We start from the raw sequence: 19,333 nt of genomic DNA, 5'->3' as shown, positions 1-19,333 counted from the left end.
CGGCGTAGGAGGAAACCCATGCCAGCCGACCGTATCGACGCCGTCGTCAGCCTCGCCAAGCGCCGAGGCTTCGTCTTCCCCTCCAGCGAGATCTACGGAGGCACCCGATCGGCGTGGGACTACGGCCCGCTCGGCGTGGAGCTGAAGGAGAACGTCCGCCGGCAGTGGTGGAAGGCCATGGTCCAGCAGCGCGACGACGTCGTCGGCCTCGACTCGGCGGTCATCCTGGCCCGCAAGGTCTGGGAGGCCAGCGGCCACCTCGCCGAATTCGTCGACCCGCTGACCGAGTGCCAGTCCTGCCACAAGCGGTTCCGCGCCGACCACCTCGAAGAGGCGTACGTCGAGAAGCACGGCAAGCCGCTGACCTCGTTGCAGGAGCTGAACTGCCCCAACTGCGGCAACAAGGGCACCTTCACCGAGCCCAAGATGTTCAACGGTCTGATGAAGACCCACCTCGGCCCGGTGGAGAGCGACGAGGGCCTGCACTACCTGCGCCCGGAGACCGCCCAGGGCATCTTCGTCAACTACAACAACGTGGCGACGGCCGCCCGCAAGAAGCCGCCGTTCGGCATCGCGCAGACCGGCAAGTCGTTCCGCAACGAGATCACCCCGGGCAACTTCATCTTCCGGACCCGGGAGTTCGAGCAGATGGAGATGGAGTTCTTCGTCGAGCCCGGCTCCGACGAGCAGTGGCACGAATACTGGCTTCAGGAGCGCTGGAACTGGTACCTCGACCTGGGCCTGTCCGAGGAGAACCTGCGCTTCTACGAGCACCCCAAGGAGAAGCTCTCGCACTACTCGAAGCGCACCGTCGACATCGAGTACCGGTTCCGGTTCGGCGGCACGGAGTTCGCCGAGCTGGAGGGTGTGGCCAACCGCACCGACTTCGACCTGTCCACGCACAGCAAGCACTCCGGCGTGGACCTGTCGTACTTCGACCAGACCAAGAACGAGCGGTGGGTGCCGTACGTCATCGAGCCGGCCGCCGGCCTCACCCGCGCGGTGCTGGCGTTCCTGCTGGAGGCGTACGACGAGGACGAGGCGCCGAACACCAAGGGTGGCGTCGACAAGCGCACCGTGATGCGCTTCGACCCCCGGCTGGCCCCGGTCAAGGTGGCGGTGCTGCCGCTGTCGCGTAACGAGGCGCTCTCCCCGAAGGCCAAGGGGCTCGCCGCCCAGCTCCGCAAGCGCTGGGTGGTCGAGTTCGACGACTCGCAGGCGATCGGCCGCCGCTACCGTCGGCAGGACGAGATCGGCACCCCGTTCTGCGTCACCGTCGACTTCGACACCCTCGACGACGACGCGGTGACCGTGCGGAACCGGGACACCATGACCCAGGAGCGGGTGGCCCTGGACCAGGTCGAGCGCTACCTGATCGAGCGGCTGCCCGGCTGCTGACCACGCCCGCCGTCGTACCGGCCCCGCCCCACCGACCCGGGGCGGGGCCGGTACGCGTTTGCGGCATCGGTCGAGTTCTCTGGCCGTCCGGTCCTTGAGCGGGTGGGTGGGCCGTGCCAGCATTCCCGGTGCTGAATCTCTACACGGGGGTGGGAATGGCGCGCGCGTCGCAACCTGACCATGATCCGGACCGCCGCCGCCTGCTGCGTCGGTCCGCCACGGTCGCCGTCACCACCGCCGGGGCCGGGGTCGCCGCCACGGTCGGCCTGCCCGGCACCGCCCAGGCCGCCCCGGGCGACCACCTCACCATGGGTACGACCAACGACGCCGGCCCGGCGACCACCACGCTCAGCCTCGGCTACGCCGGGCTCACCCTGCGGAACACCGCCGGTGCGCCGCTGCGGCTGGTGCCCGGCGAGAAGATCTATCCGCAGATGCTGGACTCGGCGTCCGGCACCGTCGCGGTGGACCCGTCGGGCGACCTGTTCGTGCAGGCCGGCCCCTCGGGCAACGAGGTCAACAGCTGGGTGTGGACGAGCGAGTGGGCGACCACCTCGGTCCCGGTGCGGCCGACCCGGGTGCTGGACAGCCGGGACCCGGACCTGCGCCGCACCATCGTCTCGGGCGCCTCGACGCTCGACCCGACGGGCCGGCTCACCCCCGGCAACCCGATCGTGTTGAGCCTGGACCATCTCGTCCGGGACGGCTACGCCCTCAAGGGCAACGTGACCGTGGTGGGGATGACCGGTCCGGGCTTCCTGACGGCGTGGGGCAGCGGCACCAGGCCGACCGCGTCCACGGTGAACTGGTCGGCCGCCGGTCAGATCCTGTCGAACTTCCTCTTCGCCGAGCTGGGTGCCGTCGGCGGGTACCGCAGCGTGCTCACGGTGCAGGTCTCCGCACCTACCCACGTGATCGTCGACCTGACCAGCCTGCTGGTCGGCCACCCGAGCCAGGTCGTCGCGGGCAGCGGCGGTGCCGCCCCCGCCGCGACCCCGGTGGACCCTGCCCCGGCGGCGGCCGCCCCGGGCGAGCCGATCGTCATCGGCCTGCCGAACAGCCCCGGTGTCACGACGGTGACCAGCGCCGCCCCGGACGGTGCCGCCACCCTGGCGCTGCGGAACGCGACCGGGGCGACCCTGGAGCTGACCCGGGGCGACAGCCACCAGCTCAGCACCATCGACGTGGGTGCCATCGCCGTCGACCCGGGCGGGCTGTACGTCGGCAACGGCAGCTCCGTGGGCCACCCCACGTACGCCGCGTTCAGCACGGCGAACGCGACCATGCTGGTGCCCGTCTCGCCCACCCGGATCCTCGACACCCGCAGCGCCGCCGGCCGGGCCCGACTGCTGGAGGGTGCCGGCCGGATCGACGCCCGGGGCCGGGTGCTGGCCGAGACGCTGCTGATCGTGCACCTGCGCGACATCGTCGAGTACGGCGACGGGATGCTGGGCAACATCACCGTGGCCGACACCACCCAGGGTGGCTTCGCCACGGTGTGGGGCACCGGCAGCCTGCCCACCGCCTCCACCATCAACTGGGCGGCCCCCGGCCAGCTGTTGTCCAACGGGGTGATCACGCAGCTCGGCGGCTACGAGACGGTCGGCGGCGACTACCACCCGGACGTGGTCGGCATCTATCTGCAGAAGAGCGCGGCGGCGGTGATCCTCGACGTGACCGGCCTGCTGGTCCACCACCCGGAGTCCGCCGTCATCAACATCCCGACGTCGGTCCGTACCGCCGCCGGGTCCGACGGCCGCCGGGCGCGGGCCCGGGCGATCAGGCAGGCCGCCGAGCGCGGCGACCGGGCGGTGCGGGCCGATGCGTGACCACGGAACCGGGGAGAGCGCCATGAGCACCGACGAGACGTCGTCCACCACCCGCCGGGTGGTCCTGCGGACCGGCGTCGCCGCCGGCGTCGGCGTCGGCGCGGCGGCGCTGGTCGGCACGCCGGCCGATGCCGCGCCGGGTGCCGCGGTGATCGGCGGCCAGGTCAACGACGCGGGTACGGCCGAGACGCTACTGGTCGGTGGCGCGTCGGCGAACCCGACGCTGGCGCTGGGCGGCACCAGCCCGATGCTGCGGCTGTCCCCGACGCCGGAGAACGCCATCCCGGCGGAGCTGCCGACCGGGTCACTCGCCGTGACTCCGGTAGCCGACCTGGTGATCGGTGGCCGGAGCGGCCGGCGGGCCTACGTCAACACGTCGCGCTGGGCCAACCGCACCGTCGCCGTACCCCCGGTGCGGCTGGTGGACACCCGGGCGCTGGCCAGCTACTCCGCCAACGTCCTCGCCGGCGCCGACGGGGTGGTGTCGGGCAGGTTGCAGGCGGGTCGGACCCTGCACCTGACCGTGGGGCGGGTCCCGGGGGCGTCCGACGGCATGGCGGTCGGCGCCTACCTCAACGTCACCGTGGCGAACACGGTCTCCGGGGGAGTGCTCACCGCCTTCCAGGCCGGGGTGACCATGCCGGAGACCTCCTCGCTGAACTGGTGGGGGCCGAACCAGATCCTGTCCAACCTGGTGGAGGTGCCGCTGGGTCCCTACGACCGTGACCCGGCCGCGTTCGCCGTCCATGTCCGCGCCGCGACCGCGGTGATCGTGGACGTCTCGGCCCTGATCCTGACCCGTCCGGCCCGGGGCTACTGACCGACGGGTCGCCGTCGCGGTGCGAGTTCGCTCACCGTCGTGGTGCGAGTTCGCTCACCGTCGCGGCGGCGACCGGCCACCGGCGGTGGGCGGGCCACCGCGGGCATGGGATTCTGGGGTACGTGACCCGTCCCGCTCCGGTTCTGCGCCCGCTCACCATCGGCCCCCACCAGGTGTGGCCGCCGGTGGTGCTCGCGCCGATGGCCGGCATCACCAACGTCGGTTTCCGGCAGCTCTGCCGGGAGCAGGGCGGTGGAATCTACGTCTGCGAGATGATCACCACGATCGCGCTGGTCCAGCGGAACCCGAAGACCCTGCGCATGATCGCCTTCGGAGCCGACGAGCGGCCGCGCAGCCTCCAGCTCTATGGCACCGACCCGGAGGTGACCGCCGCCGCGGTGCGGATCGTGGTGGAACGGGACCTCGCCGACCACATCGACCTCAACTTCGGGTGCCCGGTGCCGAAGGTGACCCGCCGGGGCGGCGGCTCGGCCCTGCCCTGGCGGCGGCGGCTCTTCGCCCGGCTGGTGCGGGCCGCCGTGGACGCCGCGTCACCCGCGGGGGTGCCGGTCACCGTCAAGATGCGCAAGGGCATCGACGACGACCACCTGACGTACGTCGAAGCGGGGCTGGCCGCCCAGGACGCCGGGGTCGCGGCAGTGGCCCTGCACGGGCGGACGGCCGCGCAGCGGTATTCCGGCACCGCCGACTGGGACGCCATCGCCACCCTCAAGCAGGCGCTCGACGTGCCGGTGCTCGGCAACGGCGACATCTGGGAGGCCGACGACGCGCTGTGGATGGTGGCCCACACCGGGGTGGACGGGGTGGTGGTCGGCCGTGGCTGCCTGGGGCGGCCGTGGTTCTTCGCCGACCTGGAGGCCGCGTTCGACGGCCGTTCGGAGCGCCGGTTGCCCACCCTGGGCGAGGTCGCCGTGACCATGCGCCGGCATGCCGAACTGCTGGTGGACCAGTTCACCGCCGGCTCGCGCACCCCTTCCCGGGGCGAGCGGGACGGCTGCACCGACTTCCGCAAGCATGTCGCCTGGTATCTGAAGGGCTTCCCGGTGGGCAGTGACCTGCGTCGGGAGCTGGCCATGATCGAGAGCCTGGCCCAGCTGGACGACCTGCTCGGCAAGCTCGATGCGGCCGAACCCTTCCCGGTGGCCGCCCTCGGCCAGCCGCGCGGCCGGACGAACTCTCCCGGCAAGGTCTTCCTGCCGGAGGGCTGGCTGGCCAGCCGGGACGACGACACCGTTCCCGAGGGCGCCGAGCTGGACGACTCGGGCGGCTGAGCAGCGCCACGACGTCCCCGTTCGTGCCGGCGTCCGTTCGTGTTGACAGCGAAAAGGCCGACCCCTGTGGGGGTCGGCCCTTTCGGCGATCGGTGGGACAGGTCAGGAGGCGTAGCCGCGGCTGGCGATCCAGTGGGCCAGCTCGTCGACGTCGATCCGGTAGGAGGCGGTGTCCGGGTTGGCGGAGTCGGCGATCGTCGCGACCCGCCCACCGTCGCGGTAGCCGACGACGCTGATGTAGTGGCCACCCTCGAAGGCGTGGGTGTTGCCGTCGGTGTCGGTGGCGGTGCCGGCGATGTTGGCGACCACGGCCCGGCCGTCGTCCACGGCCCGGACGATGTCGGCACGCAGCTGCGCGATCCGCTTGTCGTCGACCTTGTCGGCCGGGATCTCGGTGCTGCGGTACGCGTTGCGGCCGATCTCCTTGTTCAGCACCGGGGTGATGTCGTTGATGCTGTCGGTGCCACTCTCGGTGGTGCCCATCTCCTTGGCCATGGCGTCGACGTCGATCTTCTTGCCCTGGACGCTCAGGGCGTTGCGGGTGGCGGCGGGGCCGCAGTAGTAGAAGTTGGGCTGGGCGGCATAGTCGACCTTCAGCTCACGCTCGCCGGCGGGCTTGCGGTCGGCCTGGACGGCGGCGGCGGGTCGGGTGGTCTCGGCGGCCTGGGCGGCCAACGCGGGGCCGGCGATACCACCGGCGGTGGCGGCCAGGCCGGCAGCGGTCAGCACGGTCTTACGCAGGATGTCGGTACGCATGATGTCGTGCTCCTCTGCATCTCGGGGGTCCCCGCACGGTCCGCAGGGGGTGCGGGACGGCGAGGTCGTGCCGCGTCGCAGGTGCGCCGCATCGGCAGGTGCGGTCGTGCCGCATCGGCAGGTGAAGAGGAAGATCGGACGGCGATCGTGGGGATGCCGACCCGAGGATGTGCAACCGACCCGGTGGATCAGGCATTCCGCGGCCCGCTTTCGGACCGGGCGGCCGTCAGGGTGACGTGCGTGTTGGGTGACGTGCAGGTAGCCCGACCAGCCGACCAGCCGAGCGGGCTGTGCGGACCGAGCGGCCCGGGCGGCCCGGGCGGGCTGCGCCGGCCGGGCGGCGGGGCGCTACTGGCCGGGCTGACGGCGTTGGCGGGATGGCGGGATGGCGCCAGGCTGCCCGCCGGGGCGGACCCGGGTCGTGTCGGCGGACCGGCCGGGGCGATCGCGGATACCGGATGTAACGACCCCGGCCGGCCGACGATTCCACCCTGCGGGTGGTCCCCGTCACCCCCTGTGGGCCGATCCGTCATCGGATCGTCGCCACTGACGACACCCATCGGCACCCCCCCGAATCCGGTCACCCAGCGTCATAGCAAGCCGCCCCCACCATCGCCCCTTCACTCCCTTTGCTCTGCTGCTTTCCGCGCGACGGTCACCTGGCGTGTCTGTTGCGTATGCGGCAGCAGAGCAAAGGATGCGAGGGAGGTATGTGGTGGGTGCCGGGGAGCGATGAGAATGGGCAGCTCAGGGCGTTTTCATGGGTGAGGGGCGGCGGTGGTCCCCGATTGACGCCGGAGAGCGGTCACTCTGGGTGATCTGTGGGCCTTTTGTGCCCGAAGTGACTGGCTGTGGTCGACAGGTCGGAGAGCCGCCAGGTCGGACGTCGGTGCGGAGGTCGGCCGGTCGACCTCCGGCCGGTCGACCTCCGGCCGGTCGACCTCCGGCCGGTCGACCTCCGGCAGGTCGGGGAGCCCGCCGTGACGGGGAGCCCGCCGGGCCGGAGAGCTGGCAGGGCGGAGCTGGGCGGCGGGTTCGGGAGTGCAGGGTCGTCAGCGGGTGTCGGGTGCGGTGAGGTCTCGGCCGGGTGAGGGCTGGCGGGGGGTGGGATTGCGGTACGTACCTGCGGTGCCGGGGAGATGCCCGCCGGCTGACGTGGCGGGCCAGGGGATCTCCGGGGACGGGTGGAAGGTGATGCCGGCGGCGTGCCAGCGCGGGCCCTGGCCGGCCAGCCGCTCCCGGAATCCCGTCCAGCTCCGGGTCGACGGCGCGGACCAGGCCAGCTCGGCGAGGGCGGGCAGGCGCGGGAAGAACAGGAACTCGATCTCGGCCAACGAGGTCACCGACTCGGTCCAGAGCGGGGCCTCCACGCCGAGCACCGCCTCCGCCGGGACGTCGGCGAGGTGGGTCGCCGGGTCCCAGTGGTACGCCCGGTGCACGTCGATCAGGCCCGCCCAGTCGTGTCCGAGCGGAGTGTCCGGCGCGTACTTCATGTCCAGGTATGCGTGGTTGCCGGGGGAGAGGATCAGCCGGGCGCCCCGCCGTACCGCCTCGGCCACGGTCGGGTCGTCGCCGTTCGTGCCCCACCACTGGAGCACCCGTCCGTCGACCTGCCCGGCGGGGGCGATCTGGTGCCACCCGACCACGGTCCGGCCGAGCCCGGCGACGATCCGCTGCACCCGCTCCACGAAACCGGTGTACGCCGCACCCTTGACCTTGAACGCCTCGTCACCACCGATGTGCAGCCACGGCCCGGGAGTCAGCGCGGCCACCTCACCGAGCACGTCGGCGACGAAGTCGTACGTCCGCTCGTCGGTGGGGTCGACGTAGCTGAAGCCGACCTCGGTGCCGGTGTACGGCGGCGGCGCGACCTTGTCCGGCGCCAGCTCCGGGTAGGCCACCAGCGCCGCGTTGGTGTGGCCGGGCAGGTCCACCTCGGGTACGACGGTGACGTGTCGACGGGCGGCGTACCCGACGATGCGCCGGTAGTCGGCGGCGGTGTACCAGCCACCGGGGCCACCACCCACCCCGGTGCTCCCGCCGACGGCGGCCAGCCGGGGCCAGGAGTCGACGGCGATCCGCCAGCCCTGGTCGTCGGTGAGGTGCAGGTGCAGGTGGTTGAGCTTGTACCGGGCCAGGTGGTCGATCACCCGGCACACGTCGTCGACGGTGAAGAAGTGCCGCGCCACGTCGAGCATCGCGCCCCGGTAGGGGAAGCGGGGCCGGTCGACGATCGTGCCGCCGGGCACCACCCAACGCTCGGCCACCGGGGTCCGGCTCTCCACGGCCGTCGGCAGCAGTTGCCGCAGCGTCTGTACGCCGTGGAAGAGGCCGTTCGCGGTGCCGGCGGTGATGCGTACCCCGTCGACGTCGACGTCGAGCCGGTACTCCTCCTCCGCCCACTCCCGCACCGCCGTCGACCCGCGCGGCGCGGTCGCGGCCAGGGTCAGCATCAGCGCGCCCGGGGCGGCGGGCAGGTCGGTGACCGGCAGCGGAAGGCCGGTGGCGGGGCGCAGCAGCTCCGCGAGCTGTGCGGCGACGTCCTGGGCGGCCGGGTCGGCGCTCACCCGTACCGCCGCGTCGGCCGGGATGACGAAGTTCGCGGCCGGGCGCGGCGTGACCGACGCGGGCGCCGGCACCACGTCGCCCAGCCCGATCGTCGGCCGGGTGAGCAGCCGGTCGGCGGCCTCGGCGGCGCTGCCCGCCAGCACTGCTGCGGCCGGCTCCTCCGCCGTGACCAGCACGCTCGCGGCCAGGTCGGGCGTGGCCGGCTCGCTGGGGGTCAGGTCGGCCGTGGTCGGGACGTCGGCGGCCGGGTCCGGCTGCTCGGGGACGGGGGTGACGCCGGCATGTGAGGTGAGCGACACGGGGCAGCTCCCGGGGTGTATTCGCGAGGGATATGGCAAAGGTCAGGTTTGACGGAACCGGTGACGTCAAGGGTACGGGGAGGAAGCGGAATTGCGTGATCATGCGCATGGAAGCGTTCCCAGAAACCGTCGCGAACGCGGATAGTCGTGATGGCTGTGCCTATTGTCACCGAACGGTCCCAGGCCGCCCGATGTTCGCTTAACCTTCGCCCACCGAACGCTGACCAGGCCGGATTGCCGGAGGTTGGCCCGGGGTAGGTCAGAACTGAACCTTCGTTAAGTGTCAATTCCGGCGCGCGTGGGAGGCTTCTGGTGACAGCGCACGAGACGGATAAGTACGTCTACGACTTCGCCGAGGGAAACAGGGATCTCAAGGACCTGCTCGGTGGAAAGGGTGCCAATCTCGCCGAGATGACCAATCTCGGTCTGCCGGTGCCACCCGGGTTCACCATCACCACCGAGGCCTGCAAGGCGTACCTGGCGACCGGGCGGGAGCCGGACGGGCTGGCCGGGCAGATCGAGGCCCACCTGGAGGCTCTGGAACGCGAGATGGGCCGCCGCCTCGGTGACCCGGACGACCCGCTGCTGGTCTCGGTACGCTCCGGCGCCCGGTTCTCGATGCCCGGCATGATGGAGACCGTCCTCAACGTGGGCCTCAACGACCACAGCGTCGTCGGCCTGAGCAGCCAGGCCGGGGGGAACGACCGGTTCGCCTGGGACTCCTACCGGCGGCTGATCCAGATGTTCGGCAAGACCGTGTGCGAGGTGCCGGGCGAGGAGTTCGCGCACGCCCTCGACGAGGCCAAGCGCGCCAAGGGCAGCACCGACGACCTGGACCTGGACGCCGACGACCTGCGCGGGCTGGTCGAGGCGTACAAGAAGATCTTTGCCGGGCACACCGGGCGGGAGTTCCCGCAGGAGCCACGTGAGCAGCTCGACCTGGCCATCCGGGCGGTGTTCGAGTCGTGGAACGCCGAGCGGGCGATCCTCTACCGCCGCCAGGAGCGCATCCCGGCCGACCTGGGCACCGCGGTCAACGTGGTGACGATGGTCTTCGGCAACCTCGGTCCCGACTCCGGCACCGGGGTCGCCTTCACCCGCGACCCGGGCAGCGGCGCGCAGGGCATCTACGGCGACTACCTGGCCAACGCCCAGGGTGAGGACGTCGTCGCCGGCATCCGCAACACCGTGCCGTTGCAGGAGCTGGAGCAGCTCGACCCGAAGTCCTACCACCAGCTGCTCGACATCATGGCCCGGCTGGAGGGGCACTACCAGGATCTCTGCGACATCGAGTTCACCATCGAACGGGGCAAGCTCTGGATGCTCCAGACCCGGGTGGGCAAGCGCACCGCCGCCGCCGCGTTCGTCATCGCCGGACAGCTCGTCGACGAGGGCCTGATCGACCTGGACGAGGCGCTGCACCGGGTCAACGGGGCGCAGCTCGCCCAGTTGATGTTCCCCCGCTTCCAGCTCGACCACGACTTCGTGCCGGTCGCCCGGGGCATCGGCGCCTCCCCGGGGGCCGCCTCCGGCACGGTGGTCTTCACCTCCGCCCGCGCGGTCGAGCTGGCCGCCGAGGGCCGGTCGGTGATCCTGGTCCGTCGGGAGACCAACCCCGACGACCTCAACGGCATGATCGCCGCCCAGGGCATCCTCACCTCGCGCGGCGGCAAGACCAGCCACGCCGCCGTGGTGGCCCGGGGGATGGGCAAGACCTGCGTCTCCGGGGCCGACGAGATCGAGGTGAACGTGCCGGCGAAGCGGTTCACCGTCGGCGGGCACACCGTCGGTGAGGGTGACGTCATCTCCATCGACGGCACCACCGGCAGGGTCTACCTGGGCGAGGTGCCGGTCATGCCGTCCGAGGTGGTGCAGTACTTCGAGGGCAGCCTCGACCCGGCGCACGTCGACAACGCGCTGGTCCGGGCCGTACACCGGATCATGACGCACGCCGACGACCGGCGGCGGCTGGCCGTGCGGACGAACGCCGACACCGGGGCGGACGCGGCCCGGGCCCGGCGGTTCGGCGCCGAGGGCATCGGCCTGTGCCGCACCGAGCACATGTTCCTCGGCGACCGGCGGGAGCTGGTCGAACGACTGATCCTCGCGGCCACCGACACCGACCGCACCGACGCCCTCGCCGCTCTGCTGCCCCTGCAGCGCCAGGACTTCGTGGAGATCTTCCGCGAGATGGACGGCCTGCCCGTCACCGTCCGGCTGATCGACCCGCCGCTACACGAGTTCCTGCCCCCGCTGGAACAACTCGCGGTCAACGTCGCGGTCGCCCAGGAACGCGGCGAGGACGTCGCCAAGGAGGAGGCGCTGCTCGCCGCCGTCCGACGGATGCACGAGGAGAACCCGATGCTCGGCCTGCGCGGTGTGCGCCTCGGCCTGGTCATCCCCGGCCTGTTCGCGATGCAGGTCCGGGCGATCGCCGAGGCCGCCGTCGCGGTCACCCGCGACGGCGGCGCGGCCCGCCCGGAGATCATGGTCCCGCTGGTCGGCGCGGTCCAGGAGCTGGAGACGGTACGCGCCGAAGCCGAAAAGATCATCGCCGAGGTGGTCGGGGACAGCGGGGTCGAGGTGCTGATCGGCACCATGATCGAGGTGCCCCGGGCGGCGCTGACCGCCGGGCAGATCGCCGAGGCGGCGCAGTTCTTCTCCTTCGGCACCAACGACCTCACCCAGATGGCCTGGGGCTTCTCCCGCGACGACGTCGAGGGGGCGTTCTTCTGGCGCTACCTGGAGCTGGGCATCTTCGGCATCTCCCCGTTCGAGTCGATCGACCGCGACGGGGTCGGCCGGCTGATCCGGATCGCCGCCGAGGAGGGCCGGGCCGCCCGCCCCGGGCTGAAGCTCGGCATCTGCGGCGAACACGGCGGCGACCCCGACTCGGTGCACTTCTTCCACGAGGTGGGGCTGGACTACGTCTCCTGCTCGCCGTTCCGGGTGCCGGTCGCCCGGCTGGAAGCCGGCCGGGCCGCCATCGAGACCACCGGCTCGGACAGCCGCTGACCACCCGCCACGGTCACCCGGCGGCGGCCCCACCGGCCGCCGCCGGTGCGTGCGCTGTCCGGCCCGGTGCGGCGTAACCTGGGCTCTCCCGCGACCATGGGGTACGACGGTGAAGGGGTGGCCGGATGACCAGCGGCTGGGTGAGCGTGACCGTCGATGCCGGCCGGCCCGGAACCGGCACGATCATGCTGGCCGGACCCGGGGGCGACGAGTTCCCCGTGCTGCGGCGGCGGGGCTGAGATGCCCGCCGAACCCGCTGCCGGGGGGCGCTTCACTGCCGGGGGGCGCTCCACCGCCGGGGAGCCCTCCGATGCGCGACGGTGGGTCGCGGAGACGCCGAAGGACACCGGCCACGGCCGGTCCCCGTACGAGCGGGACCGGGCCCGGGTGCTGCACTCGGCGGCCTTCCGCCGGCTCGCCGCGAAGACCCAGGTGCACGTGGCCGGCACCGACGACTTCCTGCGTACCCGGTTGACCCACTCGCTGGAGGTGGCTCAGATCGCCCGGGAGATGGGTGCCCGGCTCGGCTGCGACCCGGATCTGGTGGACACCGCCGGGCTGGCCCACGACCTCGGGCACCCGCCCTTCGGGCACAACGGCGAGGACACCCTGGACGGGCTCGCCGCGTCCTGCGGCGGCTTCGAGGGCAACGCGCAGACGCTGCGGGTGCTGACCCGGCTGGAGGCCAAGGTGCTCGCCCCGGACGGCAGCTCCGCCGGGCTCAACCTCACCCGGGCCGCGCTCGACGCGGTGAGCAAGTACCCGTGGCCGCGCCGCCCCGGGCTGCGCAAGTTCGGCGTGTACGGCGACGACCGCCCGGTCTTCGACTGGCTACGCGCCGGCAGCCCCGCCGCTCCCGACCTGCCTGCCGTCGACCCGTTCGGTGGGGCCCGCCGGTGCCTGGAGGCGCAGGTGATGGACTGGGCCGACGACGTGGCGTACTCGGTGCACGACGTCGAGGACGGCATCCACGGCGGCTACGTCTCGCTGCGCCCACTCCTCGACGACCCGGCCGAGCGGGCGGCGCTCTGCGTCGACGTGGCCGCCGTCTACTCCGGGGAGTCCCCGGCCGACCTCGAAGGGGTGCTGGTCGAACTGCTCGCCGATCCGGCACTCACCCCGCTGGCCGGGTACGACGGCAGCCACCGGGCGCAGGTCGCGCTCAAGACCACCACCAGCGTGCTCACCGGCCGGTTCGTGGCGACCGTGGTGGGGGCGACCCGGGAGCGCTTCGGCCCCGGCCCGCACCACCGGTACGCCGCCGACCTGGTGGTGCCGCGCCGGATCAGGGCGCAGTGTGCGCTGCTCAAGGGCATCGCCTGGCGGTACGTGATGTGCCGTCCGGACGCCCGCACCCGCTACCAACGTCAGCGGGAAGTCCTCACCGAACTGGTCACCGCGCTCACCGACCGCGCCCCGCAAGCCCTGGACCCAATCTTCGCCCCCCTGTGGCGAGAGGCCGAGGACGACCCCGCCCGCCTCCGCGTGATCATCGACCAGGTCGCCTCCCTCACCGACCCCGCCGCCCTGCGCTGGCACACCCAGCTGACCTGAATCCACCCGCAGCAGAAAGTTAGGCTAACCTTAGTGCCATGGCGGAGCGGTCAAGAACGGTTACTTCGGCTCGGGTGGTGCGGACGGGACGACCCACGCCGCATCTGATCCGACTCGTTCTCGGTGGGGAGGAGCTGGTCGGGCTGCCCGTGGGGGAGTTCACCGACCACTACATCAAGCTGGTCTTTCCGCCGCCCGGCGTGGACCTGCCGAGGCCGCTGGACCTGGCGGCGATCAAGCGGGACCTGCCCCGCGAGCAGTGGCCCCGGTTGCGGGCGTACACCGTGCGGGCCTGGGACGCGGCGGCCGGGGAGATGACCGTGGACGTGGTGCACCACGGGGACGTGGGGCTGGCCGGTCCCTGGGCGGCCCGGCTGCGCCCCGGCGACGAGGTGCTGTTCGTCGGGCCTGGTGGGGCGTACGCGCCGGATCCGACGGCGGACTGGCACCTGCTGGTGGGCGACGAGAGTGCGCTGCCGGCGATCGGCGCTGCGGTGGAGCGGCTGCCCGAGGGCGCCCTCGCTGTCGTCCTGGTCGAGGTCACCGACCGGGCCGAGGAGCAGCCGCTGCGCAGTCCCGGTGCGATGACGCTGACCTGGCTGCACCGGGGCGACCGGCCGGTCGGCGAGGCCCTGGTCGCGGCGGTGCGTGAGCTGGAGTTCCCGCCCGGTCGGGTGCACGCCTTCGTGCACGGCGAGGCCACCTTCGTCAAGGAGCTGCGGCGGCTGTTGCGGGTGGAGCGGTCGGTGCCCCGGGAGGCGCTGTCCATCTCCGGCTACTGGCGGCAGGGCATGGACGACGAGGGCTGGCGTTCCACCAAGCAGGACTGGAACCAGCAGGTCGAGGCCGAGGAAGCCGCCACCGTCGGCTGACTCCGCAGCGGTGAGAAGTGGCGATATCCGTCGCGCCTGCCGGGTGGGGGCCAGACGATGTGACCATGGGAAGACAGGAACGGACGGCGGCGACCCGCAGACCCGATCCGGTGGTGCTCGCGCTGAGCCTGGGTGGCGTGCTGGCCGTGGTGGTCTGGGGGGTGACCGCCCGCGACTCGCTCGCCTCCTTCGGTGAGTCCGGACTCGCCTGGGTGATCGGCACCTTCGGCTGGTTCTTCGTCGTCGCGGCCGATGCCTTCCTGGTGCTCGCGGTGGTGATCGCGGCCTCCCGCTACGGCCGGATCCGGCTGGGCGCCGACGACGACGAGCCCGAGTTCAGCACGTTGGCCTGGGTGGCCATGATGTTCAGTGCCGGGATGGGGATCGGCCTGGTCTTCTTCGCGGTGGCCGAGCCGATCCAGCACTACGCCACCCCGCCGCCGGGCACCGGCATCGAGGCGCAGACATCGGCCGCCGGGGCGGCGGCGATGCGGTACACGCTCTTCCACTGGACGCTGCACCCGTGGGGGATCTATGCGATCGCCGCGCTCGCCATGGCCTACTCGACCTTCCGCAAGGGGCGCGACAACCGCATCTCGGCCGCCTTCCATCCGCTGCTCGGGGCACGGGCCGACGGCCTGGCAGGGCGGTGCGTGGATCTGCTGGCGGTCTTCGCCACCGTGTTCGGTTCGGCGACCAGTCTGGGGCTCGGTGCCCTCCAGGTGGCCGCCGGCCTGAACCTGGTGGCAGGCGTACGGGAGACCAGGGCGGTGGAGCTGATCGTGATCGGCGCGCTCACCCTGGCCTTCGTCCTGTCCGCCTTCTCCGGCCTGCACCGGGGGGTGAAGTGGCTCTCCACCGTCAACGTGGTGCTGGCCGTACTGCTGATGGCGTTCGTGTTCGTGGTCGGCCCGACCATCTACACGCTGGAGGTGCTGCCGGCCTCCGTCGGGGACTATCTGAGCAGCCTGATCTTCATGTCCACCCGGACCGGTGCCTTCTCCGACCCGTCCTGGCTGGCTGCCTGGACGATCTTCTACTGGGCGTGGTGGATCTCCTGGGCCCCGTTCGTGGGCACCTTCATCGCCCGGATCTCCCTGGGCCGCACCATCCGACAGTTCCTGGTGGGGGTGCTGCTCGTGCCCAGCGGGGCCAGCGCGGTCTGGTTCGCGGTGCTGGGCGGCAGCGCGCTGCGGGCCCAGGCCACCGGCGCCCGGGATCTGGTCGGGGACGTGGGCAGGGGAAGCGAGCGGGCGCTGTTCGGTCTGCTGGAGGTGTTGCCGCTGACGACCTTGACCAGTGTGCTCGCCATGATCCTCATCGGGCTCTACTTCGTGACCAGCGCCGACTCGGCCTCCCTGGTGCTCGGCTCGCTGACCTCCGGCGGCGCGTTGCGCCCGCATCGGCTGCTGGTGGTGACCTGGGGTGTGCTGATCGGCGCGGTGGCCGGCGCGCTGCTGCTCGCCGGCGGGCTGTCCGCCCTGCAACAGGCGACGATCATGGTGGCGCTGCCGTTCGTGGTGGTGATGCTCGGCCTGGCCGTGGCGCTGCTGCGTGACCTGGCCCGGGACCCGGCCGTCAGCCCGCAGATGGGTCGGGGGCGGCGGTCCGGGCTGGCCGCCGCCGTGCGGGCCGCCCGGTCGTACGAGGAGGAGAACCCGCCGCCGGTGACGCGGTGGCTGCATCGGCGTACCCCGTGAGCGGGAGCCGGCAGGGTGGGCCACCCGGCGTCCCCCCGACGGCGGATCGTCGGTGCGGCAGGGCAGGATGTAGCCCGAGGAGGTGGCGTCGGTGGCTGGCCGGATCAGGGACGAGGACATCGCGTTGGTCCGCGAGCGGACCTCCATCGCGGAGGTCATCTCGGACACGGTGACCCTCAAGTCGGCCGGTGGTGGCAACCTCAAGGGCCTCTGCCCGTTCCACGACGAGAAGAGCCCGTCGTTCAACGTCTCGCCGGCCCGCAACGTCTTCTACTGCTTCGGCTGCGGGGTCGGCGGCGACGCGATCAAGTTCCTGATGGACGCGGAGCATCTCACCTTCATCGAGTCCGTCGAGCGGCTCGCCGACCGGGTCGGCATCCAGCTGCGCTACGTCGAGGGTGACCAGGCCGCGCCCCGGGCCCGACCGCAGCAGGGGCAGAAGCAGCGGCTGGTGGCCGCGCACGCCGCCGCCGTGGAGTTCTACCAGTCGCAGCTCACCACGGCCGGGGCCCGCCCGGCCCGGGAGTTCCTGGCCCGTCGCGGCTTCGACCGGGCCGCCGCGCAGCGGTACGGCTGCGGCTTCGCCCCGGACGCGTGGGACCTGCTCACCAAGCACCTGCGCCAGCAGGGGTTCAGCCACGACGAGTTGGTCACCGGCGGGCTGTCCCGCCCGTCCCGCTCGGGCACCCTGATCGACCGGTTCCGGCGTCGGCTGATGTGGCCGATCCGGGACATCGCCGGGGACGTGATCGGCTTCGGGGCGCGGAAACTCTTCGACGACGACGACGGCCCGAAATACCTGAACACCCCCGAGACGCCGATCTACAAGAAGTCGCACGTCCTCTACGGCATCGACCAGGCCAAGCGGGAGATCGCCAAGCAGGGCCGGGTGGTCGTCGTCGAGGGCTACACCGACGTGATGGCCTGCCACCTGGCCGGGGTCCCCACCGCCGTGGCGACCTGCGGCACCGCCTTCGGCGCCGATCACATCGCCGTGCTGCGTCGGCTGTTGCTCGACACCGACGCGGTGGCCGGTGAGGTCATCTTCACCTTCGACGGGGACGCCGCCGGGCAGAAGGCCGCGCTGCGCGCCTTCGAGGACGACCAGCGCTTCGTCGGGCGTACCTTCATCGCGGTCAGCCCGGACAACATGGACCCGTGCGACCTGCGGTTGGCAAAGGGCGACCTGGCGATCCGCGACCTGGTGGCCCGCCGCGAGCCGCTTGTCGACTTCGCCCTCCGGCACGTGATCAACCGCTACGACCTGGACACCGTGGACGGCCGGGTGGAGGCGATGCGCCGGGCTGCGCCCCTGGTCGCCAAGATCAAGGACCGGGAGAAGCGTCCCGAGTACGTCCGCAAGCTCGCCGGTGACCTCGGCATGGAGATCGAGCCGGTGCAGCGGGCGGTGCTGGCCGCCGCCCACGCTCCCGGGGAGCGGGAGGCCGCCGCCCCGCCCCGGGGCCGGACCCGCCCGGCCACGCCCGCCGTGGACAGCCCGGAGTCGATGGTCGAGCGGGAGGCGTTGAAGCTCGCCCTCCAGGAGCCGGTCCTCGCCGGGCCGATGTTCGACGCGGTCGAGGCCGTGGAATACCGGCACCCGGTGCACGTGGCGGTCCGTACGGCGATCGCGGCGGCCGGCGGGGTGGCGGTGGCGGCCGGCGGCGCGGTGTGGATCGAGGCGGTCCGCGACGCCTGCGAGGATCTGGCCGCCCAGGCGCTCGTCGGTGAGCTGGCCGTGGAGCCCCTGCGGCTCGACGGCGAACCCGACCCGAGGTACGTCTCCAGCACCCTCGCCCAGTTGCAGTGGGGCTCGGTGACCGCCCGGATCCGGGACCTCAAGTCCAAGATCCAGCGGATCAACCCGGTCACCCAGAAGGACGAGTACTTCGCCCTCTTCGGGGAACTGCTCTCGCTGGAACAGCACGCGCGGGCCCTGCGCGAGCAGGCCGCAGGAGGACTCTGATGGGACTGTTCGGCCGCAAACCCAAGCTGCCACCCGCCGCCCGCCCCGTGCTGGCCGCCGGTGAACGGGTGCTGGCCTGGGCCGCCGCCGGCAGCGCCGGCACACCGACCGCCGCTCCTGCCCGCGCGTCGGCAGGGGGCGACGACGAGGGTACGGCCACCCGTGCCGGCGCGGCGGCAGCTGCCAGCAGCGGCGAGGACGCCCCGGACGCTGTCGGCGACGGTGCCTCGGCAGGCGTCGGGGACGGTGCCTCGGCAGGCGTCGGGGACGGTGCCTCGGCAGGCGTCGGGGACGGTGCCTCGGCAGGCGTCGGGGACGGTGCCTCGGCAGGCGTGGGCGACGGTGCCTCGGCAGGCGTCGACGGCGGGGGGAGCACCTCAGCGCCGGCGGGTGCCGGTGGCGGGGTGCTGGTGGCCACCAACCTCGGGCTCTGGCTGCCCGGCCGGGGGGAGCGGCTGGGCTGGCACGACATCCTCAAGGCCGTCTGGTCCGGGCGGGAGCTGACCGTCACGGTGGCGGAGACGGTCGCCGAGCGGGACGGCTACCAGGTGGTCGCCGACCGTCCCGTCGAGACGTACCTGCTGCTCGATCCGGGGGACCTGCCGCATCAGGTGCGCGCGCGGGTGACCCGCTCGGTGGCGTACACCCAGCAGCACCCGGTGCCCGGCGGCTCAGGCCGGATCGCGGCCCGGCGGGTGGCCGGGGCGGACGGTCTGACCTGGACGGTCCGCTACGACCCCGGCACCCCGGTCGACGCCGACGGGGTACGCGCCGAAACCGACCAGTTGGTCGCCGCCGCCCGCGCCGCCACCGCCCCCGCCGACCTCTGACCCGGAACGGGTGCCGCCCCGCGCGGTCACTGGACACGTTCGCACCTGCGACGACAGGGCGGGTACCAAAGCGAAGCCGACACCGCTCCACCGACCCCACTGAGTTGATCACGGGGCTGCGAACCCGGACCCGGGTAGATCTTGGTGGCAAACGGCCCCCAGAGGGGCCGAAATCCTCCAAGATCTCAGTCGCTCGGCCTCGAACCGGTCAGGTCATCGGGCTCGCGCCCAGGTGACGATGCGTGCGGTCAGGTCGGGTGGCGTGACGCCGTCGTGCAGGGTGGCGAGGTCGCTCATCGCCTCGCCTAGCAGGGTGCCCAGGTAGAACAACAGGGCGGTGCGATCCTCGCGGTACTCCCCGAGCAGCGCCAGTCGGGCCGGCGAGCACGGCCAGGCTGCCCCGCACACCCGGCAACGCCAGGAGGGGCGGGCAG

General features: G+C 72.3%; 12 protein-coding genes and 1 pseudogene. 10 read left to right on the top strand and 3 right to left on the bottom strand.

Translation table 11 applies throughout. The features are described from left to right. The first annotated feature begins 18 nt into the window (after positions 1-18). The 4 genes from ACQP1S_RS24705 (at position 19) to dusB (ending at position 5,339) form a co-directional block, all read left to right on the top strand. On the top strand, positions 19-1,398 hold the full coding sequence (locus ACQP1S_RS24705; RefSeq protein ID WP_432899740.1) for a glycine--tRNA ligase: 1,380 nt from the start codon (positions 19-21) through the stop codon (positions 1,396-1,398). A 113-nt stretch (positions 1,399-1,511) separates the two neighbouring features. Further along, positions 1,512-3,227 (top strand): hypothetical protein, encoded by a 1,716-nt coding sequence (locus ACQP1S_RS24700; protein WP_432899737.1) that lies wholly within the window; start codon positions 1,512-1,514, stop codon positions 3,225-3,227. A 22-nt stretch (positions 3,228-3,249) separates the two neighbouring features. Next, complete coding sequence (locus tag ACQP1S_RS24695; protein ID WP_432899734.1) at positions 3,250-4,047, top strand: hypothetical protein; 798 nt, start codon at positions 3,250-3,252, stop codon at positions 4,045-4,047. Positions 4,048-4,247: 200 nt separating this feature from the next. After that, a complete protein-coding gene (gene dusB, locus ACQP1S_RS24690; RefSeq protein ID WP_432908281.1) occupies positions 4,248-5,339 on the top strand; it encodes a tRNA dihydrouridine synthase DusB in 1,092 nt (363 codons plus the stop codon). 102 nt (positions 5,340-5,441) lie between these two features. Here dusB and ACQP1S_RS24685 read toward each other — a convergent pair whose 3' ends face one another. Both ACQP1S_RS24685 and ACQP1S_RS24680 read right to left on the bottom strand, forming a co-directional pair. After that, the gene (locus ACQP1S_RS24685) at positions 5,442-6,095 is read right to left on the bottom strand and encodes a C39 family peptidase (protein WP_432899731.1); all 654 of its coding nucleotides are present in this window, start codon (positions 6,093-6,095) and stop codon (positions 5,442-5,444) included. Between the two features lie 1,052 nt (positions 6,096-7,147). Then, positions 7,148-8,962 (bottom strand): beta-N-acetylhexosaminidase, encoded by a 1,815-nt coding sequence (locus ACQP1S_RS24680; protein WP_432899728.1) that lies wholly within the window; start codon positions 8,960-8,962, stop codon positions 7,148-7,150. 312 nt (positions 8,963-9,274) lie between these two features. Between ACQP1S_RS24680 and ppdK the strand changes: the two genes are divergently transcribed. The 6 genes and pseudogenes from ppdK to ACQP1S_RS24650 form a co-directional block, all read left to right on the top strand. Beyond that, a complete protein-coding gene (gene ppdK / locus ACQP1S_RS24675) occupies positions 9,275-11,977 on the top strand; it encodes a pyruvate, phosphate dikinase (protein WP_432899725.1) in 2,703 nt (900 codons plus the stop codon). Between the two features lie 240 nt (positions 11,978-12,217). Continuing rightward, positions 12,218-13,531, top strand: a complete 1,314-nt coding sequence (locus ACQP1S_RS24670; protein ID WP_432899722.1) for a deoxyguanosinetriphosphate triphosphohydrolase — start codon at positions 12,218-12,220, stop codon at positions 13,529-13,531. Between the two features lie 38 nt (positions 13,532-13,569). Next, a complete protein-coding gene (locus ACQP1S_RS24665) occupies positions 13,570-14,403 on the top strand; it encodes a siderophore-interacting protein (RefSeq protein WP_432899719.1) in 834 nt (277 codons plus the stop codon). Positions 14,404-14,462: 59 nt separating this feature from the next. Further along, the gene (locus ACQP1S_RS24660; RefSeq protein WP_432899716.1) at positions 14,463-16,103 is read left to right on the top strand and encodes a BCCT family transporter; all 1,641 of its coding nucleotides are present in this window, start codon (positions 14,463-14,465) and stop codon (positions 16,101-16,103) included. Between the two features lie 91 nt (positions 16,104-16,194). Next, complete coding sequence (gene dnaG / locus ACQP1S_RS24655; protein ID WP_432899714.1) at positions 16,195-18,069, top strand: DNA primase; 1,875 nt, start codon at positions 16,195-16,197, stop codon at positions 18,067-18,069. A gap of 377 nt (positions 18,070-18,446) precedes the next feature. After that, positions 18,447-18,899: pseudogene (locus ACQP1S_RS24650) on the top strand (hypothetical protein); the annotation flags it as partial. Positions 18,900-19,112: 213 nt separating this feature from the next. Here ACQP1S_RS24650 and ACQP1S_RS24645 read toward each other — a convergent pair. Continuing rightward, complete coding sequence (locus tag ACQP1S_RS24645; protein ID WP_432899711.1) at positions 19,113-19,307, bottom strand: flavin reductase; 195 nt, start codon at positions 19,305-19,307, stop codon at positions 19,113-19,115. Positions 19,308-19,333 lie beyond the last annotated feature (26 nt).

Origin of the sequence: Micromonospora matsumotoense (assembly GCF_050951065.1) — a bacterium.
Classification (GTDB): Bacteria; Actinomycetota; Actinomycetes; order Mycobacteriales; family Micromonosporaceae; genus Micromonospora; species Micromonospora matsumotoensis.
This window is presented reverse-complemented; position numbering and strand designations above follow the sequence as displayed.

Coding starts and splice junctions, on each gene's coding strand:
- ACQP1S_RS24705 (WP_432899740.1), top strand. CDS start 19: ATGCCAGCCGACCGTATCGACGCCGTCGTCAGCCTCGCCAAGCGCCGA.
- ACQP1S_RS24695 (WP_432899734.1), top strand. CDS start 3,250: ATGAGCACCGACGAGACGTCGTCCACCACCCGCCGGGTGGTCCTGCGG.
- dusB (WP_432908281.1), top strand. CDS start 4,248: ATGGCCGGCATCACCAACGTCGGTTTCCGGCAGCTCTGCCGGGAGCAG.
- ACQP1S_RS24685 (WP_432899731.1), bottom strand. CDS start 6,095: ATGCGTACCGACATCCTGCGTAAGACCGTGCTGACCGCTGCCGGCCTG.
- ACQP1S_RS24670 (WP_432899722.1), top strand. CDS start 12,218: ATGCCCGCCGAACCCGCTGCCGGGGGGCGCTTCACTGCCGGGGGGCGC.
- ACQP1S_RS24665 (WP_432899719.1), top strand. CDS start 13,570: ATGGCGGAGCGGTCAAGAACGGTTACTTCGGCTCGGGTGGTGCGGACG.